The sequence below is a fragment of the Candidatus Binataceae bacterium genome, assembly GCA_035508495.1.
GTDB lineage: Bacteria > Desulfobacterota > Binatia > Binatales > Binataceae > JASHPB01.
On record DATJMX010000031.1, the window covers coordinates 13,844 to 38,465 of the forward strand.

Sequence of the window (24,622 nt, forward strand, 5' to 3'; positions counted from 1 at the left end):
GTGAACGAAGAGACGCGACCAGCTACGCCAACCAAGCTTCAGCTATCGTCGACCGATACGCTCGTCAAGTCGGCAATCAGCTCGATAACCTTCTATTGCGACGCGATGAAGCGGCAGCACGACGCCGCAGTCGCGGGCCAGATCGAACCCGTCCATCAGCTTCGCGTCTCATCGCGCCGCCTGCGTGCCGCGATTGAACTTTTCTCGGGCGTGCTCTATGCCTCGGCGCTGAAGATCTACCGCCGCGATATTCCGTGGATCGCCGGAGAGGCTGGCGCAGTTCGCAACTGCGACGTGCTCGAAGAACTCTTCAAGGAGCGTGCGGCTAAACTCGATGTCACCTTGCGCAACGCCCTCGGCCCGATAATCGAAGCGATCGTCGCCGAGCGCAAAGCCGCGCATACCCTGCTCGTCCAGGAACTGTCGAGCAAGCGCTACTCGGCGCTGATGGGGAAGCTATCGTCGCCGCCGGTCAAAACCGCCCGCGGCCGTGCCAAGCTCGGCATCGCGGCGCCCGATCTGGTCGGCCCGATGGTCCGCGGCATCAGGAAGAAAGGAAAAAAGCTCGCCGAGGACGCGCCGCCGGAGATCTTTCACAAGCTGCGCGTGCGCATCAAGCGCCTGCGCTATGCGCTCGATATGCTCGCGCCCCTTGCTGGCAAGCATCATCGGAAAACCCTCATGCGGCTCGAGGAAATGCAGGAGCTGCTCGGCGCCTACAACGACACCGTCGTTGCGATCGGGTGGCTGCACTCGTTCGCGGCAACGTCTGGTGCGCCACCGGCGACGATTCTCGCGGCCGGCGGCCTCATCCATTCGCTCGGCGCGCGCGCCCGCAAGCTGATGCGCCAGGGTCTCAAAGCGTGGCAGCGCTTCGAACGCTCGGGAGTTCTCGACGACGCAGTCCTCGAATTTAACGACACCGCGGAAGATCTCGCTGACGCCGAGCGCAAGGCAGTTCGCCTCGCCGCCGAGCAGGCGAGAGCTTCCGCGCAAGAGGCCGCCAGCGATTCCCAAGTTGCGCCGCTTCCCGGCGCTTCGGTTGCATCCGCTGCCGATCCCGTGACCGACGTATCGCAACCCGCCGATCCACCCGGCAGTTCGACCGCGCTCGTTGTGATCGAAAACGCTGAGCCGCAAGGTGACGCTCCGTCGCCGCCGAAATCCGACGATACGGAACACGCGGCATGATGCTCTACATCCTCAGGCACGCAACCGCCGAAGACGCGCGGCCCGGCGGCGACGATGGCGCGCGGCGGCTCACCGAACGCTCGCGCGAGAAGATGAAGGGCGCGGCCGGCGGTTTCAAAAGTCTCGATCTCAAGCTCGACGCGATCCTGACGAGTCCCCTGCCCCGCGCCCAGGAGACCGCCGACATCGTCGCGGCGGCGTACAACAACACTCCGGCGCCGCAAGTGCTGCCGGAGCTCGGCACCGGCGCCGCGCCCTCGGAAGTCGTCTCAGCGCTGCGGCATTTCGCCAAGCTCGACAGCGTGATGATCGTCGGTCACGAGCCGCAACTGAGCGCGCTCGCGTCGCTGCTGCTCACCGGCTCACCCGCGGGAGTACATGTCCTGCTGCGCAAGGGCGGGTGCATCGCGCTCGACCTGCCGACGCGCTTCGAGCGCGGCGGCGCCGAGCTGCACTGGATGATGTCGCATCGGCAATTGCGCAAATTGCGCAAGTGATCAGCGCAAGAGCGGCAGCCTCACGCCTGCGGTGACGAGGGCGCCGCTCGCCACGCCCATCAAGGCTTCGCCCGCCACGAGCCCGGCCGCGAACAAGAGTCCCGGTCCCGCCTCGCGCGAATCGTTCGGCGACGACAGCTCGCGCAACAGCGCGCCGAGCGCGATCGCGACGCTAAGACCAAACGGCAGGTAGAGACCAAGCGCGACGGGCATGATCGGCGTGCGCCACTTCGCCCCGCGCCGCTCAAGTTGCCGATCGACAATTGCGAGCAGGACCGCGAGCGCGGCGCCGACGCTGATCGTCAGCCATGGCAGGCCGCCGGCGAAGACTCCCTGCGCGACTTTCGCCATCAGAAACGCTTGCGGCGCTGAGAGCGCACCGTTCCTGGCGGTCGCCGTGCCCGCGATTCCATAGCCGCTGATGAGCAGGTTTAGGATCGGCGCCATCAAAAACGACGATGCGATTGCTCCTGTCAGCACGCCGATTTCGAGATTGCGCGGCGTCGCACCAACGTGGTGCCCGGTCGCGAGATCGTGCAACGAATCACCCGCCATCGCGGCCGCGGTGCAAACGATCGCGCCGACTGAGATCGCGAGCGCCGGCCCGACATCGCGTGTGACACCCATCATCTGGAGCACGAGTGCGACGGCGAGCAGCACGATCACCGTCACACCCGACACGGGATTGTTCGACGCGCCAACAATCCCGGTCAGATAACCGGCGATCGCCGTCGCGAAGAACGCGATCACGATAAGCGCGACGGCGAGCGTCAGGCTGAGTGCGAGCGATGCGCCGAGCGCGAGGCTGATCGCGAAGATGACGGGCGCGCACATCGCAACGGCGCCGACTACGATCGGCGCTGGTAAATCAGTATCTTCGCGCGCGGTCACCGCCGTATGACGCTCGCGAATCGCCACGAGGCTGTCGCGTATCGCCGCGCCGATACGCACTCTCAGCCGCCACAGCGTGACAAGTCCGCCGACCAGCATCGCGCCAACGCCGAGATAGCGCACCTGCCCGCTCCAGACCCGCGAAGCCGCCGTTACCGCATCAATTGTCGATGAGGAATGATGACTCATGGTCACGAGCGGAATCGCGACCAGCCATGCGAACGCGCCGCCTGCGAATACCAGCGCCGCGATCCGAATTCCCACGATATAGCCGACGCCTAGCAGCGCCGCCGATACGTTGATCGATCCTGATACTGCCGCCGCGCCGATCCATCGGCCAAAGCCGAGCGTTCCGGGAATCACTCCGAGCACGTCCTGCGCGGCTTTCAGAACGGCCGAGATGATTCCGCCCCACAAGAGCGGCGCAGCGCTCGCCGAGCTCTCGCCCGTGCGCAGCACTTCCGCGCACGCGAGGCCCTCGGGAAATGGCAATTGCTCCTCGACGATATAAGGGCGGCGCAGGAACACTACCAGCAGCGAGCCCATCGTCGCGCCCGCGGCGCTGAGCGCGGTCACTTCGAGATACGGCAGATGCGCTCCGCCGCCCAGGATTACGAGCGCGGGAAACGTGAAGATCGCACCAGCCGCGACCGCCTCACCGGCGGACGCGACGGTCTGCACAAAATTGTTTTCGAGAATCGTCGAGCCGCCGAGCGCCCGCAGGATCGCCATCGAGATGACGGCGGCCGGGATGCTGGCCGACACCGTCATCCCGGCGTAGAGCCCAAGATACGCATTGGCCGCGCCGAGAATCAGCGCAAGCGCGATTCCGAGAAGGAAGCCGCGCGCAGTCAGCTCGCGCGGCGTGTCGTGCGGCTCGCTCCCGGATCGTGGCACGCCGCAACTATACGTATCGCGGGATCGGCGGGCGAGCGCGAATCGCGCTCAGTCGCCGCCACTCGAGCCGCTGGGATAGGTAACTTCCTTGCCGGCCTCTTTCCAGCCCTTGATGCCGTCCTTCATCACTTCAACGTTGGTATATCCAGCTGCGGTCGCTCGCCGAGCGGCCTCGTGCGAAGCCATTCAATGGCGGTCGGCGCAATAGAAGACGAGCAGCGCGCCCTTGTTCGGCGGCAGCTCGGTCGCGACGTTGTAGTTGTTGTCGCTCGTCAGCAGATGCGCGCCGGGTATCACGCCCGCGGTGCTGCGCAGGCCGTCGCCGTTCGCGTCGTAGATGTTCACGTGCGAGGCGGGATCGTTCATCAGCTTCGTCAGATCGGCGACGCCGATAATCTTGAAGTTGTCGGTTTCCTTGTTCTTGAGGATATCCGAAAGCTCGAACGCACGCGCCGAGCTGCATAGCCCGACGATCACGAACGCGAGCGTCGCGAGCGCAATCAATCGCGACAGAGATTTCGCGGTGTTTCGTTCCATGCGCTGATTTTAGCAACGCCGGCTGGATCAGAGAACGCCGGAAATTCGCCTACACGTGGTCGAACAATCGCACCCAATCTTCGAGCGCCGACTCATGGCCCGGCACGAGCTGGATCACGAACTGATCGGCGCCGCCGTCGCGGAGCTTGCGAATCCGGTCGCGCAGCTCGGGCGCCTTGGCGGTAAAGGTCGTCGCCGAGATCAGCTCGCTGGTGAGAAACTTCTCCTCTTCGGGACGCACGCCCAGCAGATGCATCTTGTGCATCTGGAGATAGCGCGCATCGGCCGGCTGATAGGTCGCGTACTGCGCGCGATACGCATCGAGCAGCGGCTGAATCGCCGGCGGCAGGTCGAAACTCAGCGTCTGCTCGACGAGGCCGTGCAAGAACACCACCGCGAGCGGTCCGGCCTGCGCCCTGGCGCGCGGGCTCGAGGGAGACTCGCCCTCGCCAAGAACGCATCCAAGTCCGAACACGGTGCGATAGAGACTCCGCGGCTCACGCGACGCGGCGCGGCAGGCCTTGTCCATTTCCTCGAGCTCGGACAGCACGCGCGGTACCGCCGAAGCGAAAGTGATCCAGCCGTCGGCGATCTCGGCAGTGAGCTTGCGCGCCTTGGGCGCGAACGCCGAAATGTGAAGCGGAATTTTGTCCTTGATGTTGATCATCCCGAGCTCGGGATTGAGAAATCGAATCTTGCGCGCCGCTCCCTCGCATTCCCATTCCACGAGCTTGCCTTCGAGCAGCTCGCGCACGACGCGGATGTAATCGCGCATCTCGCTGAGTTTCATCGGCGGCAGGCCCATGGTATTGCGCGCAGTGAAGCCCGTGCCGACGCCGAAGACGATCCTGCCGGGCGCGAGCTTGTTGAGCGTCGCGAGGCCGTTGGCTGTGGCCGGTGCGATTCGATTGGTCGGCACCAGCACCCCCATGGCAAGCTTGATGCGCGAGGTCTGCTCAGCCGTCAGCGCCATCGAGACGAAAATCTCTGGCGCGAGCATCTGCGAATCGTAGAACCACGCGTGCGAGAACCCCAGCTCCTCGGCGCGTTTGACGGTCCGCCACGCATCGACGTTCGAGGCCAGCGCGATTCCAAACTCCATAGTCGATTCTCCCGCCGAGGGTTCGGCTGATGTCAAAACTATTATCATTTTCGCCACGTGCGAAAGCGCGTATCATCGGGCGCTGACTTAAAGATTGCGAAAGGATACATCGCCGATGCTCAAGCTGTGGGAACATCCGTTTTCGCCTTACGTACAGAAGGTGAAAATCGCGCTCTATGAAAAGAACATCCCGTTCGAAGCCCAGGTGCCCGAAGCGTTCAGCGGTGCGCCGACTTCATACGCCGAAACCAACCCGCGCATCGAAGTTCCCACGCTCGTCGACGACGGCTTCAAGATTTTCGATTCGACCGTGATTCTCGAATACATCGAGGACAAGTGGCCTGAGCCGCCCATGCTTCCCAAGGGGCCGCGCGAACGCGCGCGGGTCAGGATGCTCGAAGACGTCTGCGATACTTACTACGAAGCGATCAACTGGGGACTGATGGAAATCCTCGCCTGGAAGCGCACCGGCGGCGAGCTCGCCGATCGGCTCGTGGCGCGGGCGAAAGAACAAACCGACGGCATCTATTCGTGGCTCGAACGCGAGCTCGGCGGACGCGAATATTTCAACGGCGCCACATTTGGCCACGGCGATCTCAGCCTGTATCCATACGTGCGCGGCTCTGTCGTGTGGGGGATGCCGCCCGCGCCCGAGTCGCCAATCGGCAAATGGCTCGCGCGCGTCGAGCCGCGCGAGAGTATCCGCAAAACGATTGCGGCAACCAGCGACTTCACCGGCGGGATGGACGTGCTGCCGCAGATGCTGGCCTCGGGCGGCTTCACACGCCAATACCGCGACCATCGCCTCGAATGGATGCTGCGCAGCGGCGGCGTCGAGGTGGTGCTCGAAGGCATCGCAAAGAAAACGATCCGTTTTTCAGAAGAGATCAACTAACCAACAGGATCGCGTCATTGTACGCATCCCTCTTCGTCATCGGGGAGGGAGTTTTTCGATCTTGACGAATTAGAGCTATTACTCTATAAATTAGAGCCGTAACTCTAATGACGGAAGAAACCACGACCCTCATCCTCGACGCGGCGCTGAAGCTCTTCAATGGCGATGGCACCGCACGCGTGTCTACCAATCACGTGGCAAAGGCCGCCGGCATCAGCCCGGGCAACCTCTACTATCACTTCCGCAACAAGGCCGAGATCATTCGCGCATTGCTCGAGCGGATGATTGGCGAGGCCGACACCATCTGGGGCTCGGGGCGCGCGCTGCGCGGCGGATTCGACGACCTGCGTGAGATTCTCGCGCACTCGCTCGAGATCGTCTGGGACTACCGTTTCTTTTATCGCGAGCTCGCGCCGCTGGTGCAGGGCGATCCGATCCTGCGCCGCCGCTACTCCGCGATTCGCCGCCAGCGCCTCACGCAGATCTCCGATCTCGTCCAGGTCTTCAACGATGCGGGGCTGATGCGCGGACCGCGCGGCGCCGAGCGCGACGCGCTGGTGAAGCTCTCGTGGATGGTCGGCGAGTTCGCGCTCGCTTCGGCCGAACTCGACGGCGCAGCGGCCAGGCGCGCGTCGATCGAGCAATCAGTCGAAATGCTGTTCGCGTTGTGGCGCCCATATCTCACTCCGTCGCCGGGAAAATGAAGGAGGCTTGCCGATGAACTCCAAAGCAATCACTCGCCGTAGCTTTCTCGCTTCTGCCGCCGCTTCGATTGTGCTCGTCGCAGGCAAGGCGCACGCCTACTATGGAGAGGGAATCTTTGACGGCACCAAGGGACCGGCGTGGCAGCCGTGGACCGATTGGTCGCCCGATGCGCCCACTGAGCCGCTCAACCCGGTGCGCGCCGCGATTCTGGCCGCCAATCCGCACAATACGCAGCCGTGGCTCTTTCGCGTAAGCCCGACGCAGATCGATCTCTTCGCCGATACCAGCCGTAACATCGGCAGCTTCGACCCGTATCTGCGCGAGATGCACGTCGGACTCGGCTGCGCGCTCGAGAATCTGATGCTGGCCGCGCCCGCCAACGGCTACGCTTGCGATCTTCGGCTGCTGCCTGGCCCGCCCGACCAGGTTGCGCGCGTGAGTCTCGCGCCCGCGCCGCGTCGTCAATCCGAGCTTTGCAGTGCGATCACGAAACGGCACACGAATCGCGGCGCATACGATACGCATTGTCCGATCGGCAACGCGAGCTGCGACGCGCTTGCGGCGCTCGGCAACGATGACCAGGAAGTTCGAATCGTATGGTTCCGCAATGCCACGGAGCGCGACGCTTTCGGTTCGGCGACGATCGACGCAACCGCCGCGATAATTGCCGATGACCAGCAGTCACGCGACAGCTACCGCTGGTTGCGTCCTAACTATGACGCCGTTCAGCGCTATCGCGATGGCCTCTCAGTGCTCTCACAGCCGGTCGGGGGTTTGACGCGGGCCGTCTCCGAGCTGATTCGGACGCCGCGTCCGATAGTCGACAAATTCTGGCTCGCCAGCACGCGCGACACGCAGCTCGCGACCGCGAGCGCCTTCGGCATCATCGTCGTGCCCGATTCGCGCAGCGATCTCTATCGCCTGCGCGCAGGACGGCTCTGGCAGCGGATGCATCTGTGGGCGGTGCAGAACGATCTCGCGATGCAGCCGATGAATCAGATAATCGAACGCGCTGAACGCGAGCAGAGCGCCGGCCTCGAGCCGCAATTCAAAAACGTGCTCGCGAATTTAATTGGTAACTCGCAGTGTCAGGCCGTGATGGCGTTCCGAGTCGGTTATGCCTCGCAGGACGCGCGCCCGAGCGCACGTCGTGACGTCGATTCAGTGGTAATCAGCTAGAGGCTCATCGTTCACGATCGGTTCGAGGTCGTGAACGATGTTTCCTTTGAGGATCGGCACGCATTCTGCCGGCATCTCCTGCGAAAAGGTGTGACCGGCTTCGCGCAGGGTCGCGATGAAGCGATCGAGATGCCGCATCGCGGGCGGATAGATATCGTGCAGCACGACTAGCGCGTGCGGCTTCGATGGGATCTCGGCGAGCGCGCGATCCATCCAGCCATCATGATGGATCCAGTCCTCGGGCACGCAGTTCCACAGCACGCAGGTGTAGCGATGCGCGACCAGGTGATCGACGGCGGCGCGGCTCAAGAGATGCTTGCCGATTTTGCCGCCGCCGCCGAACGGCCGGAACATCGGCGGGTCGCTCGCGAGCGCGGCGATTCGCGCCTCGGTGTCGCCGATCTCGCGCTCGGCGGCGTCTGCGCGCGGATCGTCGCCGAGCGGCATCTTGTGCGTCATCGAATGATTGCCGATTAGATGACCTTCGGCGATCGCGCGCCGCGCCAGATCGAGATTCTCGGGTGCGGCGAGTTGCTTGCCCAGCACGAAGAAAACCGAGCGCACGCCGCGATTCGCGAGCACGTCGAGCACCTGCGGCGTGCTCGTCGCGTCGGGGCCATTATCGAATGACAGCGTGACGACGCTCATCGCGAAAGGCTCTTACTTCGCAGCGGCGAAACGGAACGCGTCGCCATGTTTCGAAATTTTGCCCGCCGACGGCGTCGCGAAGTGCGTCCCGAACACGAGGACGCCCGAGTCCGCATACTTCTCGCAGAACGCGCGCCGCGTCTTCTTCGCCATCGCGCCGTCGGAATCGAAGCCGTCGTCCCATTCGGGGTATTGGCACTGAATCGGATGATGCATCAGGTCGCCGGTGATAACGGCCTCCTGACCCTTCGACGAAATGCGCACGCTCATGTGGCCCGGAGTGTGACCGGGAGTCGGCTCGTACCACACCTCGCTCGTCACGCGATGGTTGGGATCGACGAGGTCGGCGAGTCCCTGGTCAACGATCGGCCGCACCGAATCCTCGACCGGGTCGCGCATATCGGCGCCGTCGAAATGCGACCAGTAATCCCACTCCGTGCCGCCGAAGAGATAGCGCGCGTTCGGAAAAGTCGGCATCCACTTGCCGTTTTTCATCGTCGTATTCCAACCGACGTGATCGACGTGCAGATGCGTGCAGAGCACGCGATCGATTTGCTCGGGCTGGTGCCCGGTTTTGGCGAGGTCGGAGAGAAACGGCAGTTGGAGCTTGTTCCAGGCCGGGTTCGAGCGGACCTTGTCATTGCCAATGCAGGTATCGACGATGATGCGCTTGCCGTCGGATTCGACGACGAAGGCGTGGACGCTCATGCGAAGCTGGCCGGTTTCGTTGGAGAAGACAGGATAGAGCCAGTCAGCTTCCTTCTTGACGTTTTCCGCCGTGGCAGCAGGCAAAATCCAGGTCCCGCGCCATGCGCCTTCGGTCTCCACGATCCGCTTGATAGTAACGTCGCCGATCTTCCACTCGTTCATCGTGCAAACCTCGCTCGGTAATTAGCGCGACCTTAACCCGAACGGGCATCGCGCGCCAAGCCCTTATCGGAACGGGGCCAAGCGTCGTCCACCACTCTTATTGACACAGTGTCGGTAACGGTTTAAGCAGGTGGAACGCCAATGATTCGGGATTTGAGTTGAAGCCGGCTCTATTCAATTACGCGGCGCCAGAAAAGCTCGACGATGCGCTGGCACTGCTCGCGCAGAGCACCGACGCGAAACTGCTCGCGGGCGGGCAGAGCCTGGTGCCGATGATGAATCTGCGGCTCGCGCAGCCCGCCGCGCTGCTCGATTTGAACCGTATCGCAGCTCTCGCGGAGATTTCGATCACCGCGCAAGAGATCCGGATCGGCGCCATGACGCGGCATCGCGCGATCGAAACTTCGGCGGACCTCCGTGCGGCGATGCCGATTCTGCCGCGTGTGGCGTCCGAAATTGGCCACCTCGCCATTCGTAATCGCGGCACGATCGGCGGCTCGCTCGTGCATGCCGATCCCGCCGCAGAGTGGCTGCTCGCGGCAGTCGCGCTCGACGCTTCGATCGTGATGCGCTCGACGCGGGACGAGCGGGTCGTGCCCGCGCGGGACTTCTTCGTCGCACCGATGACCACGGCAATCGATGCGGATGAAATTCTCACCGAGATCAGATTTCCGCGCCCCGCGGGCCGTGTGGTGTATGGCTTCGCCGAGATGTGCCGGCGGCATGGCGACTTCGCGATCGCGGCGGCGCTGAGTCGCGCAGTGTTCGATGCATCTGGGCGGCTTGCGAAAATTCAACTGTGCATCGGCGCCGCGCATCCCGTGCCGCTGATGGTGACAGGGCTCGACTCTTTGATTCGAAATCGCCAGCAAGATGATCTGCGTAGTGCGGCGCGGATGGCTTCGGAAGCCGTCGAGCCGAGCTCTGACATTCACGCTTCGGAGGATTTCCGCCGCCGTATTACGCAGACGCTAGCGTATCGCGCACTCGCTGAATGCCTCGCGGAGACCGAAGGAGCGCGTCGGCATGCCTGACCTCGAGTTCCGCGATCGGATCGCGATCAAGCTCCGCGTCAACGGGCGCGAGTTCGAACGCGAGACGAGCCCGCGCAAGCTGCTCGCGGATTTCATCCGCGACGACCTCGGCCTGACTGCGACGCACCTCGGGTGCGAGCACGGCGTGTGCGGCGCCTGCACCGTGATTGTGGATGGGCAAAGTCTCCGCTCGTGCCTGATGTTCGCGGCGCAGGCTGATGGCGCCGATATCCTGACCGCCGAGGGCCTCGCGCGCGGCGCCGAGCTGCATCCGTTGCAGCAGGCGTTCCACGAATGCCACGCGTTGCAATGCGGCTTCTGCACGCCGGGATTCTTGATGACGGCGTACGAGTTGATCGCAAGCGGCGCGCCCCTCGACGAAGCGGCCGTGCGCGCGGCGCTCTCCGGGAATCTCTGCCGATGCACCGGCTATGCGAATGTCGTCGCGGCCGTGATGCAGGCGATGGGCACGCGAGGCAGCGGTGGCGAGTAGCGCGGCATCTCCCCTCGGCACCGGCAAACTCGTCGGCGCGTCCGTCCTCCGCGTCGAGGATCGCCGCGCGCTCATGGGCAAAAGCCAGTTCGTCGATGACGTGCGGCTGCCCGGCACGCTCGCGATCGCATTCGTGCGCAGCCCGTACGCTCACGCGCGGATCCTGCGAGTCGACGCCACCACGGCGCGCGCGCATCCCGGCGTTCACAAGGTGTTTACCGCCGAAGAACTCGAAGGCAGCGCTGCCGTGATGCGCGTCGAATGGGATCCCGCTTCGCGCTCGCCGCAGCATAAGACCTGCGAATGGCCGGTGCTGGCACGCGATAAAGTGCGCTTCGTTGGCGAAGCGGTGGCCGCGATCGTCGCCGATGATCGCTATGTCGCCGAAGACGCGGCGGAACTCGTCGAGATTGACTACGAACCGCTGGAGCCTGTCGTCGATATGGAGCGCGCGCTCGATGCGGCTTCGCCGCTCGTGCACGACGAATGGGGCGACAACGTGCTGGTCGCGGTCAAGGCGGAGTTCGGCGATGTCGCGCGCGCCTTCGCCGAGGCCGACGTCGTGATCGCCGAGCGCTTCACGACCGGACGCCATACGGCCTTGCCAATGGAAGGCCGCGCGTGTCTTGCAATCTACGAGCCTGCCAGCGGGCAGCTTACTTTCTGGTCGTCGTCGCAGATCCCGCACGTGCTGCGAACGCATCTGGCGCAGATTCTTGATTTCCCTGAGCACCGCCTGCGCGTGATCGCGCCCGACGTCGGCGGCGGCTTCGGCCTCAAGGCTCATGTCTTTCCCGAAGAAGTCGTGACCGCGTATGCCTCGCGTGCGCTCGGATGCACGGTCAAGTGGATCGAAGACCGGCGCGAGAGTCTCATCGCCTCGCTCCACGCCAAGCATCAGGTTGTTAACGTCGAGTTAGCGCTGCGCGGCGACGGCACAATGCTCGCGATGCGCTCGCGATGCCTCAGCGACATCGGCGCTTATACCGAGCATCCGTGGAGCTCCGGTCTCGAGGCGGGCGTGACGGCGTCCGCGATGCCGGGGCCGTACAGGATCGCGGCTTACGGTTTTGAAGCCATCTCGATCGCGACCAACAAAACGACAATCGGCGCATATCGCGGCGTCGGCATGCCCTCCGCAGTATTTGCGATGGAGCGCATGGTGGATCTCGCCGCCCATCGGCTCGCGCTCGATCCGGCCGAGCTGCGGCGCCGCAACATGATCCGCAGGGAAGATCATCCATACACCAACGTGCTCGGCTTCCAGGTCGAAAGCGGCAGCCATCAGGAGTCGCTGGCCAAAGCGCTCGCGATGATCGGCTACCAGAACTTTCGTGTGCAGCAGAAGGCCGCGCGCGCCGCGGGACGCATGATCGGCCTCGGCATCGCGTCGTATATCGAGACCACGGCGCCCGGCACCGCTGGATGGCTCGCGATGGGTCTGCGCATGGCGGGCTACGAAACCGCGACGGTCAGGATGGATCGCGCGGGCAAGGTGACGGTGCTGGTCGGAACGCATTCGCACGGCCAGAGTCACGAGACCACGTTCGCGCAGATCGCGGCGGATCAGCTCGGCGTCGCGCTCGAGGACGTACGCGTGGTGTTCGGCGATACCGAGGCGGTGCCGTACGGCTGGGGCACGGGCGGCAGCCGCAGCGCGGTGGTCGGCGGCGGCGCGACGATGAAAGCCTCGGCAGCAGTGCGCGAGAAGATTTTGCGCATCGCGTCGCGCCGCGGTGAGATTCCGCCGGGCGAGCTCGATCTCGCTAGTGGCTTTGTCGTACGGCGTGCCGACGGAGCTGCGCTCGCGCCGATCGCCGAGATCGCGCGTCAGGCGTATCTGCCCGCTGGCGCGGACTTCCAGCGCGAGGAGCCGGGCCTCGAAACGACGGCCTCGTACGAGCCGCCGCTCATGACCCACGCGAACTCGACCCATATCGCGACAGTCGAAATCGATTCGGGCACGGGCCAAATCAAAATTCTGCGCTACGTCGTAGTCGAGGACTGCGGGCGAATTATCAATCCGATGGTGGTTGACGGCCAGATCCAGGGCGGCGTCGCGCAGGGGATCGGCACCGCGATGCTCGAGCAGATTGTTTACGACGACAACGGCCAGGTGCTGACCGGCACGTTGATGGATTATCTTGCCCCGACGGCGACCGATGTGCCGCGGGTCGAGATCGCGCATATCGAATCGCCGTCGCCGTTCACGCTCGGCGGTTTCAAGGGCATGGGCGAAGGCGGCGCGATCGCACCGGGCGCGGCGATCTCCAACGCCGTCGCCGACGCGATCTCGGCTCAGGGCGCGAGCGTTACCGACATTCCGCTCACGCCGGAACGCGTGTTGTCGATCATCGATCAATCAAGAAGCAAGGATTCCGCGCGCTGACGATCGCGTGCGGCAGGAGGTTTTCGGTGGCTAACGAAAATATCGAACAGGATCGCAAGGAGATTTTGCGCCTGCACAACATCTGGATGCGCGCGAACGTGGGCTTCGATCTCGACGGGATGCGCGAGGCGTTCGTGGGCGGCGATCGCTTCCAGGGCTTCAACCTCAACGGCCACACCTACGCTCAGCGCGCCGAGTGGGAGCGGCTTTGGACTCATCTGCGCGGCGTGATGGAAATCCTGCCGGCGACTGACGAAAAGATCCTGCGCCTCGAGGTCCGCGGCGATGCGGCGTGGCTCGCCTTCGAGAGCGTGATCCCGGTGCGTGCGATAGCAGGCGCGCAGGCGAAATCATCCGGGATCGAGCTGCCAACCGACACGGTGTCGATAAAGTTCCGCGGCAGCGAAGTGTTCGTGCGCGAAGACGATGGCGGCAAGCCCGCCTGGAAGATGTGGCATTGCCATTTCTCGCCGTGCGCGCCGGCCAATGAACCGCGGCCCGGATTCTGATCATGCCGCGCACGGAGTTCGCGATCGGATTCGAGAACGCAACGGTGCAGCAATTCGTCGAGGCAGCGCGCCTCGTCGAGGAACTCGGCTTCAGCACGTTCTGGATTCCAGAGGATTATTTCTATCGCGGCGCATTCACGATCGCGGCGGCGATCGCGAGCGCGACCACGTCGCTCAAGATCGGGATCGGCGTGCTCAATCCATTCACGCGGCATCCGGCGCTGATCGCGATGGAGTTCGCCGCGCTCGACGAGTTGGCACAGGGCCGCGCGATCCTCGGGATCGGCGCGGGCGTGAGAGCGTGGATCGAAATCAACCTGCGCCTCGATTACAAAGGCGCGTCGCGCGCGATTCGTGAAAGTGTCGAGGTGATTCGCGCGATGATGCGCGGTGACAAAGTCGACTACGAGGGCCGTCATGTCCGCACCAGCGGCGTGAAGCTGAACTTCAGTCCTCTGCGCAAGGAGATCCCGATTCATCTGGGCGTACTTGGACCTCGCAACCTGGCGCTGGCGGGCGAGATCGCCGACGGCGTGCTGCTCAGCGCGATGCTCTCGCCCGCGTACATCCGCTTTGCGCGCGAGGCGATCGCACGCGGACGCGGCCCGCGCGGCGCCAGCGATTTTCCGGTCGCAGGCTATATCCTGTCGTCGATTGGCGAGGATGACCGGGCTGCGCGCGACGCGATCAAGCCCCTGCTCGCAGGACTGATCGGCCTGATGGCAGGAGAGCCGAAAAATCCGCTGTTTGCGACGGCGGGTCTCGATCCTGATCTCGTCGTCGCGATTGGCGCGCGCCTGGCAAACGGCGAGATGCCGGTCGAAATGATCTCGGACTGGATCGTCGACACGTTTGCGATCGCGGGTAGTCCCGAGCGATGCCGCGAGAACCTGGCGCGGCTGTTCGACGCCGGCCTGACCTCGCCGGTATTCTTCGAGATTCCCGGCGTGCCGCACCAGCGCACGATCGGCGACGTGCATCGCCACCTGCTGTCGCGCTTGCTGTAACCGACGCGCCGCCAAAATTTCGACGTTGAATTACGACGAAGAGATGCCGTGCGCTCTCTGAATCGACGCCAACCTTTTTGTCATCGCAACGCCTGTTCATCATTCGACTAGCCCACGTGTGACCTGGCCGCCGTCAGGTATCAGCCTCTCGCTCCCACCAGACGATCGGTGCTTCGGCATACCTTTTGCTGAACGAGACGATGGTCAAAAAAGGGAGGGGTTATGTCGACCAAACTCGGTTCTTCGAGTCGGGCGTGGATCGGATTCGCGCCAGTCGCGCTGGCCGGACTGTTCGTCGCTATCATTCTGATATCTGCCGGATGCGGGGGCAGCAGCGGCGGACCGCCACCGTCTGTCACCACAGCTACCGCAACGCCAACCGTTACGCCGACTGCGACGCCAACTCCGGTTGCTAGTCTGGACAAAACCCAGATGGCCAACGCCGCGCCGGATGAATGTTTCTACGGCGTCGGAGATCCCAACAATCTTTACCCTGCGGTGAACGTTTGTCCGCCGCCGTCGATGAGCAACCAACTCAAGATCAACCAGCTTCAGACGACGCCGCCAACGACGCCCAACAAAGTAAATGAATCGTACGTATGGGGTCTCACTGAAGCGGGAACCACGCTTTGGCTCGGCACTTCGCAGAACACTTTGTGTCTGGTTATCGGAAACTTGCTCAGCGCGGTCGCCCTGCCGCTGGATCCAATTGAGACCGATTCGTACGTTTGTGAATTCGGCGACAGCGTTTATGGCACCGCGCACATGTTGCCGGCAGCGATCGCTGACACTCGTCCACCAGGAATTTTCACCTTCGATACTACGACCAGCACGCTTACCGACGTGACGCCGTCTGATCCCTTGATCGCTAACACGGTGGGCCTGCGCTCAGCGGGAAATCTGGGTGGCGTTGCATTCCTGGCCGGACAGTCGCTCACCGGCGGAATCAACATGTTCGCGTTCAACGCCACGACCGACGCATATATCGGATCGCAAAATTTCCCGCAGTACAGCGATATCCGCTCGTGGGTGGTGCTCGGCACGCAGCTCTACGCCGGTGTGCAGAACACCGCCACCCGTACGGGCAGCGTGTTGAAGTGGACAGGGACAGTGGCGCTTCCTTTCCAGTTCGTGGACGTCGGCGATATTGACAATGAAGCCGCCAACCTCGCGGCTCACCAGGGGCGTATCTTCGTCACCACGTGGACCGGTTTCGGAACCGGCACCACTACCAACTACGCCGGATTGTGGATGAGCCCTGTCGCTGCCGTCGGCGGTCTGACCAATGCGGACGCCGCCAATTGGCAGGAGCTGTGGAAGGTTAACTTCTACGATCCCGACGGGGTCACGGCGCACACCGTCGTCGGCGGCGCGCTCGCCTCGTTCGATGGATTCCTTTATTGGGGCACCCTGCAGGTGCCGTTGAGCGGCGTCGCGGAGCACTACCAGGCCTTTCCGCCGCCGAGCTTCCCGCCCATTCCGAGCGACTTCGCAATGGCGATTCTCGGCACGCAGCGACCGATTGCGATTTTCCGATGCTGCGGCACCACGCTTACGGACGTCGATCCGCAGCCCGCAACCGAACTCCTCTATGGCGATGCCGAGCTGCCCGTCTACGGCGGCGGGCAGTGGTTCCTCGTTCCGAACAATATGGGAGGGAATCCTGGCGAGTATGGTCCCGCCGGCTTCGGCAATGTGTTCAACGCGTACACGTGGTCGATGGCTACCTTCAACAACAATCTTTACATCGGGACATTCGATTGGAGCATCGTCATTGCGACCTTGGCTGACAGTGTCACGGCCGAAACCGGCATCCGAGCGTTGCAGACCGGACCGAACACTGTGCAGTCGCTGTCCAACTTCTTCAACAACGGTTTCTTCGCCAATAACATCGCGATCTACGCGCCGGGCGCCGACATCTGGCGCTTCCAGGACGACACCAGTCCTGCGGTTGCCGAAACACTCGATGGATTGGGCAATCCGTTCAATTACGGCATTCGCACCATGGTCGCTGATGCGAACGCGCTCTGGATGGGAACCGCGAATCCGTTCAACCTCGAGATTCCTGACGGCGGTTGGGAGTTGTGGCAGGGCGTTCCTATCACTCCTTGATGCGATCCTGAAAAGCGCGGGAGCCGCTTCGTCCGGCTCCCGCGCTGCGCACTCAACCATCCATACTTCTGACTGGCTTCGTGGCCAAAGCGCGACGGGGATGATATCGAACAAGTCATCAACGTTCGGAGGTCCCACGCGCATGGCACTCGCGGCACCCACGCAGGAGCAGATCAAACGAATCGCCGAGCATAATCATCTGCATCTCTCGCCAGCGGAACTTAGTGCGCTCAGCTCGATCATGAGCGCGCAAATCGAAGTCCTCGAAAAGCTCGACTCCACGACAATTGCTCCGCTCGATTCCTCCGCGCGATATCCCGATCGCAAGGTTACCTCCAAGCCCGATCGCAAGGACGACCCGCTGAACGCCATCGTCCTGCGATGCAGCGTCGAGGGCGCGCCGCATGGCAAGCTCAAAGGCAAGCGCATCGGCCTCAAGGACAGCGTGTGCGTGGCAGGACTTCCGGCGACCGGCGGCTCGGCGGTGCTGCAGGGTTTCGTGCCGGGAGTGGATGCGACGATCGTCACGCGGATGCTCGATGCAGGCGCCGAGATCGTCGCGGTCCTTAACATGGACGACTTTGCGCTATCGGGCGACGGACGCACCAGCACTTACGGCCCGACCGGCAATCCGCATAATCCCGCCTATTGCTCGGGCGGATCGTCAAGCGGCTCGGGCGCTGCTCTCTACTACGACGGGATCGACATGACGATCGGCACCGACCAGGGCGGCTCGATTCGGATTCCTTCGTCGTGGTGCGGCACGGTAGGAATCAAACCGACATATGGCCTGGTGCCCTACTCCGGCGTGATGAGCATCGATCCGTCGCTCGACCATGTTGGTCCAATGGCGCGAACGACGCATGAAGTCGCGCTCTTGCTCGAGGTGATCGCCGGCAGCGATCCGCTCGACCAGCGCCAGCGCGGCAAGATCAGGGTTGAACCTTATGTCGACCTGCTCGAGCAGAGCGTCGCGGGCCTCAAGGTCGGCGTGGTGCGCGAGGGCTTCGAGCATCAGGGGGCTGAGGCCGACGTCAACGCGGCGGTGCGCAATTCGATTTCCGCGCTGGAGCGGCTCGGCATCGATGCGCGCGAGATCTCGATTCCGGAGCATCGCACCGCCGCCGATTGGCTCTTCGCGATCGTGCCCGAGGGCATGGCGATGCTTGCTCACAGCAAGTTGATGGGTACGCATCATCCAGGCGCATACATTTCTTCGCTGGGCGAGCATTTCGGCCAGGGCATGCTCGCGCGCGCCAACGACGAAGCGATCACGGTCAAGCTGATGCTGGTGCTCGGCGAGTACCTGCGCGAGCATTATCACAGCCGGCTTTACGCGAAGGCGCAGAACTATCGCGCGACACTGCGGGGGATTTACGACGCCGCGCTCAGCGAAGTGGACGTGCTGGCGATGCCGACGACGCCGATGAAAGCCCGGCGCATCGACGATGCCACGCCCTACTCGATGATCACGAACACCGCGCCTTTCGATCTGACGGGGCATCCCTCGCTCAGCGTGCCATGCGCGAAATCGAACGGCCTGCCGGTCGGCCTCATGCTAACTGGCCGTCATTTCGAGGACTCGACGATCCTGCGCCTGGCGCACGCCTACGAAAAAAGTGTCGACTGGCAGAAGGTCAGCTGATCGGCATTGTCAACTTGCTTGACCTGCCCGGAATGAGCGACAGTTGAGTTCTCAAATGAGCGATTCAATACAACCAGCGCCGCTGGCAGATCGGCGGATTCCGCGCGGCAACGACTGGCTGTCGCGCGCGCAACTCGACGCGATCACGCCGCGCGAGCTCGTCAAGCGCGCCACCGCACTGAAGCCATTGCTCGCCGCCAATAGTCGCGAGGCGGAGCGGCTTCGGCGCCCGGTTGACGAGGCGTGGGATGCGCTGCGCGCGAGCGGAATCTTCTACCACTTCGTGCCGAAGATTTACGGCGGACTCGAATTCGACATCGATACTTACATCGACGCGATGATGCCGCTCGGAGAGGGCTGCTCATCGACCGGATGGGTCGCGTCATTCTGCGTCGAACACAACTGGATGCTCGCGCATTTCTCCAAACAGGCGCAGGACGAAACCTTCGGCGGCGGCTTCCCATACATCATCGCGCCCGGCGTGACGTTCCCACCCGGAATCATGACCGCGGTCGAAGGCGGCTATCGCGTGACGGGCCGATGGAAGTGGGGCACCGGAGTGATGCATGCCGACTGGGTGCTCGCGTCGGCGATATTGCCAAACGGATCGCGACCGCGAATTTATTTTATCCTGGTGCCTGCGGAGCAGGTCGATGTGATCGACACCTGGCACGTCGACGGAATGATCGGGACCGGCAGCAACGACATCGCGATGCAGGATGTCTTCGTGCCTGCGCATCGCGTGATCGACATGAAGGAGATGCAGGACGGCACCGCGCCGGGTTGCAGGATGCATTCGAATCCGATCTACCGGATGCCGATGCTGCCGTTTCTATGCGTGGCCGCGGCGATTCCGGCGGTGGGCACGGCGCGACAGGCGGTCAAGACCTATCGCGATCGTCTCACATCCCGCGTGACTATCGGCATGCAGAGCACTCAAGCCGAGAGACCCGCTGCGCAGATGCGCCTCGCGCGAGCGCAGGTCCTGACGAGCACAGCCGAAACAATCATTCGGCAGGCCGCCAGAGAGATCGTTGGCCTCGCGGAAAGAGCCGAGCCCGCGAAGGTCGAGGAGCGCATCGAGCTGCGATGCCGAATCGCCTACGCGGTGAAGTTCGCCCGCGAGGCGATCCAGACCCTTGTCGAGGCGGCAGGAGCCGGCGCACACATGCTCGACGATCCGCTCCAGCGCGCGTTTCGCGACATCAACATGATGTCCTGTCACGTAGTGTACGACCTCGACACCGCGCTCGAGCTCCACGGCCGCGCGATGCTCGGCCTGCCGCCGAACTCCGTCCTTGTTTGATCAATGACGTACCAGTTCTCTCAGAACTGGCGAAGCCACTAACTGGCCCTTTCCCTCTCGGGAAGCGTGATCAGAAACGCCGCTCACAAATGAATCGAGAGCGTTCGGGCGCCGTCTAGCCGGGGCGCGGGCCGGAGCACATTCGTTCGATCACTTGCGAGACCATTGCGGAGCCGCTTTCGAACGGTTCGCGGCGGATGAATTCGTCGGGTTGATGGGCCTGGTCGAGATCGCCGGGGCCGCAGATCAGCGACACGATTCCCGCGGGCGAGAACCATCCGCCGTCGGTGCCGAACAGAGCGCCACCTGAATCACGGGCGCCGGTCAGGCCGAAGAGCACCTTTTCCAGCGCGGTGCCGCGCGGCGAGTTCAGCGGCGGCACTACCATCGCGGGACCGACTTCAATCTTTGCGTGATGCTCGCGCGAGGCGTAATCGCTGGTTTCGATCGCGCATAGACGCCCAGCGATATCGCGATGCACCTCGAGCGGATCGGCGTCAGGCAACGATCTGTAACTGATACGCAGCGTGCACTGCTCCGCGATCATGTTAAGCGCGAGGCCGCCCTGGATCGTTCCGAAGTTCAGCACATCATACGGTGAGTCGGGGAAGATGGCCTCGAAGGCTGGCGCGCGATGGGCGCGGCGCTCCTCCTGGTAGCGGCCTATCGTGTCAATCACGCGGCCCATTACCGCAATCGCATTGACGCCGCGCGCAGGAGCGCCGCTGTGTCCGCCAATGCCGCGCACCGTCACGTCGAACAGCACGATACTCTTGTGGGCGTGACAAATAGTGTACGAAGTCGGCTCGCCGATCCAGGCCAGACGCGGAACCGGCACTTCGCCCAGCACCTGCTTCAGCGCAGGCGCGATTTTCTCCGCCCCGAGGCATCCGACTTCTTCACTCGCGGTGAACACGAAGACCAGTGGACGGTCCAGCTGCGAGGCGTCGAGCCGCGTCATCGCGTCGAGACATTGCGCGATGAACCCTTTCATGTCGGACGTGCCGCGGCCGTAGATTCGATCGCCGGCCGGCTCGAGTTCGAGCGGTTGCCGCGTCCATCCGGGTTGCCCCTCGAACGGAACGGTGTCGATATGACCCGAGATGATCAGGCCGTCAGAGCGCGCAGGACCAATCCAGGCAACGAGGTTCGCCTGCGAAACTCCGAGCAGCTCTACCGGTTGAAGCGCGGTCTTGAAGCTGCGCGCACGGAGCTCGCGGGCGAGATACTCCATCGCGGCAACGTCGCTGCGGCTGCTGACGGTGTCGAATGCGACCAGCTGCCGCGCAACTTGGTACAGATATTCACTCATCCGGCGTCCTGGCGCGGAGCGTACAGCACTCTCATCCAAATTGTCGTCAGCACATCGACCGCGACGCGCGGCGACACCGACGGCTCGCGCCCCATCGATTCGGCAAGGTACCGCTCGCCCATCAGGATGAGCGCGTGCGCCGTCTCGCGCGCATTGAGCGGCGGCGTGCGGCGCAGCTTGATGTCACGCCGGATGCGCCGCGCGGTGCCGTCGGTCAGACTGCCGATGAGGCGATCGTAAGCCTCGGCCACGTCGCGATCCTGCGGCGCCGCGGCCGCAACCGCTCGCAGCAGATGGCCATGCACCTTATAGACTTCGATCAGACCTTCGAAGCCGCGGCGCAGGTCCGCGCGCGGATCGCCGGCGCTGCTGAACCATCGCTCGCTCATTGCCTCGATCATGTGCTGCAAGCGCTCGACGAGCCTGGCAACCAGCTCGTGGCGATCGCGGAAGTATTCGTAAAACGACGGCCGCGACAGTCCCGTCCGCGCCATCAGGTCGTCAACCGTCATCTCGTGGAAAGGCCGCTCGCGCAGGAAGGCCTCGGCCGCCTCGAGGATCTCCGAGGCCGCATCTTCAGGGCGGCGGCGACGGCGCGGTTCGCGGCGCAGCGCGGGAACTGCGCGTCCGGCAGGTTTACGTTTAAGGGCCAGTGCTTTTCTGCTTTGATTCACGTGCGAGATCGATTTCAGGCGAGATTTGCAAAGTCGCGGGCTGACATTTAGTTCCCACGACTTTTTTACACCACCCGAATTGAAGATAACAAACTCATGCCGCGAGCGTAGCGCTGGGAAGAAACGCGCGCTCCTCAGGCGTTGCATATAGCGTCCCAGGAAGACGACAATCTGCGCACCTCGGCCACGGCCTTGCGCCGGGGATGCCACTCGGCTTGAACCCCGGAGTTAGGACGTATGACTACGGCGCCGGTTGCGCTTCTCGAGTTGTTCGAACGACTGGGTACCTCCGAGAAAGGTCTCAGTACCGAGACTGCTAACCAGCGGTTGGCAGAGGTCGGGCCTAACGATCCCGCACCGGTAACTCACGGCGGACCGCTGCGCGAGTTCCTGCGCTTCGTCCGCAATCCCCTGGTCCTGATTCTGCTCGCCGCGGCCGGAATTTCAGCGGTGCTCGGTCAAGCGACCGACGCTCTGCTCATCGCCTCGATCATTGTCGTCAGCACCGTGCTCAACTTCTTTCAGGCCTATCGCAGCCAGCGCGCCGTCGAACGGTTGCGCGAGCAGGTGGCGCCGACCGCGACCGTGCTGCGCGACGGCAAATGGCAGGAGCGGCCGCGGCGCGAGGTGGTGCCGGGCGATATCGTGCGGCTCGCGGCGGGCGACCTGGTGCCCGCCGACGCGCGCCTGGTGAGTTGCCGCGACCTTCATTTGCAGCAGGCGGCGCTGACGGGCGAGTCCGCGCCGGCCGAAAAATTCGCCACGCAGGATCCCGCGACCCTCGATTTGCAGTCGCCGTGCATGGTGTTCCTCGGCACCTCGGTGGTGAGCGGCACCGCAAACGCGGTGATCGTCAAAACCGGGGCCGAAACCGCGTTCGGCGATATCGCGCAAAGGCTCGCCCAGCGCGCGCCGGAAACCGAGTTCGATCGGGGCACACGCCGCTTCGGCATCCTGATCATGGAAACGGTCTTCTTCCTCGTGCTGTTCATCCTGCTCGTCAATCTGAGCATGCATCGCAATCCGCTCGAGTCGCTGCTGTTTGCGGTCGCGCTGGCGGTGGGGCTGACGCCCGAGTTCCTGCCGATGATAACGACGGTCACGCTCTCGATGGGCGCAGTGCGGATGGCGCGCGAGAAGGTGATCGTCAAGCATCTCGACGCGATCGAAAACTTCGGCAGTATCGACGTGCTGTGCAGCGACAAGACCGGCACTCTGACGGCCGGCGCGATCACCTTCGATCGCTCGCTCGGATGCTTCGGCGCCGAGAATTCACAAGTGGTCAAGCTGGCGGTGATTAACAGCGCGTTCGAAACCGGGATTCGCAGCCCGCTCGACGACGCGATTATCGCCAGCGCTGGGAACGACACCGCCGGTTACACCAAGACCGATGAAGTCCCGTTCGACTTCGAACGCCGGCGCCTGTCAATCGTGGTCGCCCAGGACGGCCGCTTCATGATGATCACCAAGGGCGCTCCTGAGTCCGTGCTCGCGGTGTCGTCGGCGTTTAGCGAGGATGGAGAGCATCCCCTCGACGCGGCGGCCCGCGCACGATGCGTCGAGACCTTTCAGAAGCTCAGCGCCGACGGCCTGCGCGTGCTCGCCGTGGGGCATCGCCTGCTCGACCGGGGCGAGGGCGTCAGGGCGGCGGACGAGAGCGATCTCGTGCTCGACGGCTTTCTGACGTTTCGCGATCCTCCGCGCGCCGATGTGAAAGAAACCCTCGCCGCACTTCGACGCGATGGCGTTCAGGTCAAGATCCTCACCGGTGACAACGAGTTGGTGACGCGGCGAATCTGCACCGAAGTGGGACTCGACGGCGGGCGGATCATGCTCGGCGACGAGATGGATCGGCTGGGTGATTCAGCACTGGCCGCGACCGCGGAGAAGATACACGTCTTCGCGCGCGTCTCTCCGGGCCAGAAGAACCGCGTCATCAACGCGCTCAAGGCGCGCAGTCACGTGGTGGGCTTTCTCGGCGACGGCATCAACGATGCGCCTTCGCTGCATGCCGCCGACGTCGGTATCTCGGTGTCGGGCGCGGTTGATGTCGCCAAGGACGCCGCCGATATCATCCTGCTCGAGCCGGGCCTGGGCGTGCTTCATCGCGGAATCATCGAGGGCCGCAAGGCCTTTGGCAATCTTCTGAAATATCTGCTGATGGGCACGAGCTCGAACTTTGGCAACATGTTCAGCATGGCGGGCGCGTCGCTGTTCCTGCCGTTTCTGCCGATGCTGCCGACGCAGATCCTGCTCAACAATTTTCTCTACGACCTGGCGCAGGTGACGATCCCGACCGACAACGTCGATCCGGCTTATATCCGCAAGCCGCAGCGTTGGGACATTTCGATCATCCGCAACTTCATGATCTTCATCGGGCCGATCAGCTCGATCTACGACTTCATCACCTTCTACATGATGCTGCGTGTGTTTCAGGCCAACGAAACGATGTTCCACACGGGATGGTTCGTCGAATCGCTCGCAACGCAGACGCTCGTGCTGTTCGTGATTCGGACGACAGGGAATCCGTGGCGCAACCGGCCGAGCCTGCCGTTGACAATCACGACCCTCGTCGTGGTCGCGTTCGGAATCGTGCTGCCATATCTGCCGCTGGCGCATGACCTCGGATTCGTTCCGCTACCGCTGGCGTTCTATGCTTTCCTCGCCGCCGCGACGCTGACGTACCTGGCGCTCGTGCAGTTGGTCAAGGGATTCCTGCTGCAACGATT

Annotated in this window: 22 protein-coding genes; 14 read left to right on the forward strand and 8 right to left on the reverse strand. The window is 63.4% G+C overall.

Annotated elements, in window-relative coordinates; translation table 11 throughout:
* The gene (locus VMA09_10725) at window positions 1-1,191 is read left to right on the forward strand and encodes a CHAD domain-containing protein (GenBank protein ID HUA34069.1); all 1,191 of its coding nucleotides are present in this window, start codon (window positions 1-3) and stop codon (window positions 1,189-1,191) included.
* Window positions 1,188-1,688 (forward strand): phosphohistidine phosphatase SixA, encoded by a 501-nt coding sequence (sixA, locus tag VMA09_10730; GenBank protein HUA34070.1) that lies wholly within the window; start codon window positions 1,188-1,190, stop codon window positions 1,686-1,688. Before VMA09_10725 ends, sixA begins: the two co-directional genes overlap by 4 nt.
* On the opposite strand, the gene VMA09_10735 is transcribed toward sixA, so the two are convergent.
* From VMA09_10735 to VMA09_10750, 4 genes are read right to left on the reverse strand one after another with little or no spacing between them, the layout of a single operon-like run.
* Window positions 1,689-3,476 (reverse strand): oligopeptide transporter, OPT family, encoded by a 1,788-nt coding sequence (locus tag VMA09_10735; GenBank protein HUA34071.1) that lies wholly within the window; start codon window positions 3,474-3,476, stop codon window positions 1,689-1,691. It lies immediately after the preceding gene.
* 48 nt (window positions 3,477-3,524) lie between these two features.
* Window positions 3,525-3,662: a rhodanese-like domain-containing protein gene (locus VMA09_10740; GenBank protein ID HUA34072.1), complete on the reverse strand. Its 138-nt coding sequence runs from the start codon at window positions 3,660-3,662 to the stop codon at window positions 3,525-3,527.
* Window positions 3,663-4,013, reverse strand: a complete 351-nt coding sequence (locus VMA09_10745) for a hypothetical protein (GenBank protein ID HUA34073.1) — start codon at window positions 4,011-4,013, stop codon at window positions 3,663-3,665.
* 49 nt (window positions 4,014-4,062) lie between these two features.
* The gene (locus VMA09_10750) at window positions 4,063-5,163 is read right to left on the reverse strand and encodes an LLM class flavin-dependent oxidoreductase (protein HUA34074.1); all 1,101 of its coding nucleotides are present in this window, start codon (window positions 5,161-5,163) and stop codon (window positions 4,063-4,065) included.
* 67 nt (window positions 5,164-5,230) lie between these two features.
* Between VMA09_10750 and VMA09_10755 the strand changes: the two genes are divergently transcribed.
* The 3 genes from VMA09_10755 (at window position 5,231) to VMA09_10765 (ending at window position 7,894) form a co-directional block, all read left to right on the forward strand.
* Window positions 5,231-6,010 (forward strand): glutathione S-transferase family protein, encoded by a 780-nt coding sequence (locus VMA09_10755; protein HUA34075.1) that lies wholly within the window; start codon window positions 5,231-5,233, stop codon window positions 6,008-6,010.
* Between the two features lie 107 nt (window positions 6,011-6,117).
* Complete coding sequence (locus VMA09_10760; protein ID HUA34076.1) at window positions 6,118-6,714, forward strand: TetR/AcrR family transcriptional regulator; 597 nt, start codon at window positions 6,118-6,120, stop codon at window positions 6,712-6,714.
* 13 nt (window positions 6,715-6,727) lie between these two features.
* The gene (locus VMA09_10765) at window positions 6,728-7,894 is read left to right on the forward strand and encodes a hypothetical protein (GenBank protein ID HUA34077.1); all 1,167 of its coding nucleotides are present in this window, start codon (window positions 6,728-6,730) and stop codon (window positions 7,892-7,894) included.
* Here the strand turns inward: VMA09_10765 and VMA09_10770 are convergent.
* Both VMA09_10770 and VMA09_10775 read right to left on the reverse strand, forming a co-directional pair.
* Complete coding sequence (locus VMA09_10770; protein HUA34078.1) at window positions 7,877-8,542, reverse strand: polysaccharide deacetylase family protein; 666 nt, start codon at window positions 8,540-8,542, stop codon at window positions 7,877-7,879. The two genes, VMA09_10765 and VMA09_10770, sit on opposite strands and share 18 nt — an antisense overlap.
* A 12-nt stretch (window positions 8,543-8,554) precedes the next feature.
* Complete coding sequence (locus VMA09_10775) at window positions 8,555-9,412, reverse strand: MBL fold metallo-hydrolase (GenBank protein ID HUA34079.1); 858 nt, start codon at window positions 9,410-9,412, stop codon at window positions 8,555-8,557.
* Between the two features lie 158 nt (window positions 9,413-9,570).
* Between VMA09_10775 and VMA09_10780 the strand changes: the two genes are divergently transcribed.
* The 8 genes from VMA09_10780 to VMA09_10815 all read left to right on the forward strand — a co-directional run bounded on the left by VMA09_10780 (window position 9,571) and on the right by VMA09_10815 (window position 19,907).
* A complete protein-coding gene (locus VMA09_10780) occupies window positions 9,571-10,446 on the forward strand; it encodes an FAD binding domain-containing protein (GenBank protein HUA34080.1) in 876 nt (291 codons plus the stop codon).
* Window positions 10,439-10,939 (forward strand): (2Fe-2S)-binding protein, encoded by a 501-nt coding sequence (locus VMA09_10785; protein ID HUA34081.1) that lies wholly within the window; start codon window positions 10,439-10,441, stop codon window positions 10,937-10,939. The genes VMA09_10780 and VMA09_10785 overlap by 8 nt, the downstream gene beginning before the upstream one ends.
* Window positions 10,929-13,328: a xanthine dehydrogenase family protein molybdopterin-binding subunit gene (locus VMA09_10790; protein HUA34082.1), complete on the forward strand. Its 2,400-nt coding sequence runs from the start codon at window positions 10,929-10,931 to the stop codon at window positions 13,326-13,328. The genes VMA09_10785 and VMA09_10790 overlap by 11 nt, the downstream gene beginning before the upstream one ends.
* 26 nt (window positions 13,329-13,354) lie before the next feature.
* Window positions 13,355-13,837 (forward strand): nuclear transport factor 2 family protein, encoded by a 483-nt coding sequence (locus VMA09_10795; protein HUA34083.1) that lies wholly within the window; start codon window positions 13,355-13,357, stop codon window positions 13,835-13,837.
* A 2-nt stretch (window positions 13,838-13,839) separates the two neighbouring features.
* A complete protein-coding gene (locus tag VMA09_10800; GenBank protein ID HUA34084.1) occupies window positions 13,840-14,844 on the forward strand; it encodes an LLM class flavin-dependent oxidoreductase in 1,005 nt (334 codons plus the stop codon).
* A 222-nt stretch (window positions 14,845-15,066) separates the two neighbouring features.
* Window positions 15,067-16,956, forward strand: a complete 1,890-nt coding sequence (locus VMA09_10805; GenBank protein HUA34085.1) for a hypothetical protein — start codon at window positions 15,067-15,069, stop codon at window positions 16,954-16,956.
* Between the two features lie 142 nt (window positions 16,957-17,098).
* On the forward strand, window positions 17,099-18,601 hold the full coding sequence (locus VMA09_10810; protein ID HUA34086.1) for an amidase: 1,503 nt from the start codon (window positions 17,099-17,101) through the stop codon (window positions 18,599-18,601).
* A gap of 55 nt (window positions 18,602-18,656) precedes the next feature.
* Window positions 18,657-19,907 carry an acyl-CoA dehydrogenase family protein gene (locus tag VMA09_10815; protein ID HUA34087.1) on the forward strand — a complete coding sequence of 417 codons (1,251 nt, stop codon included), beginning with the start codon at window positions 18,657-18,659 and terminating at the stop codon, window positions 19,905-19,907.
* Window positions 19,908-20,022: 115 nt separating this feature from the next.
* On the opposite strand, the gene VMA09_10820 is transcribed toward VMA09_10815, so the two are convergent.
* Both VMA09_10820 and VMA09_10825 read right to left on the reverse strand, forming a co-directional pair.
* The gene (locus VMA09_10820) at window positions 20,023-21,219 is read right to left on the reverse strand and encodes a M20 family metallopeptidase (GenBank protein HUA34088.1); all 1,197 of its coding nucleotides are present in this window, start codon (window positions 21,217-21,219) and stop codon (window positions 20,023-20,025) included.
* Entirely contained in the window at window positions 21,216-21,893 is a 678-nt protein-coding gene (locus VMA09_10825) for a TetR/AcrR family transcriptional regulator (protein ID HUA34089.1), read from the reverse strand. Before VMA09_10825 ends, VMA09_10820 begins: the two co-directional genes overlap by 4 nt.
* Window positions 21,894-22,130: 237 nt before the next feature.
* On the opposite strand from VMA09_10825, the gene mgtA reads away from it, so the two are divergent.
* A partial coding sequence (mgtA, locus tag VMA09_10830) for a magnesium-translocating P-type ATPase (protein HUA34090.1) occupies window positions 22,131-24,622 on the forward strand: 2,492 nt, incomplete at its 3' end.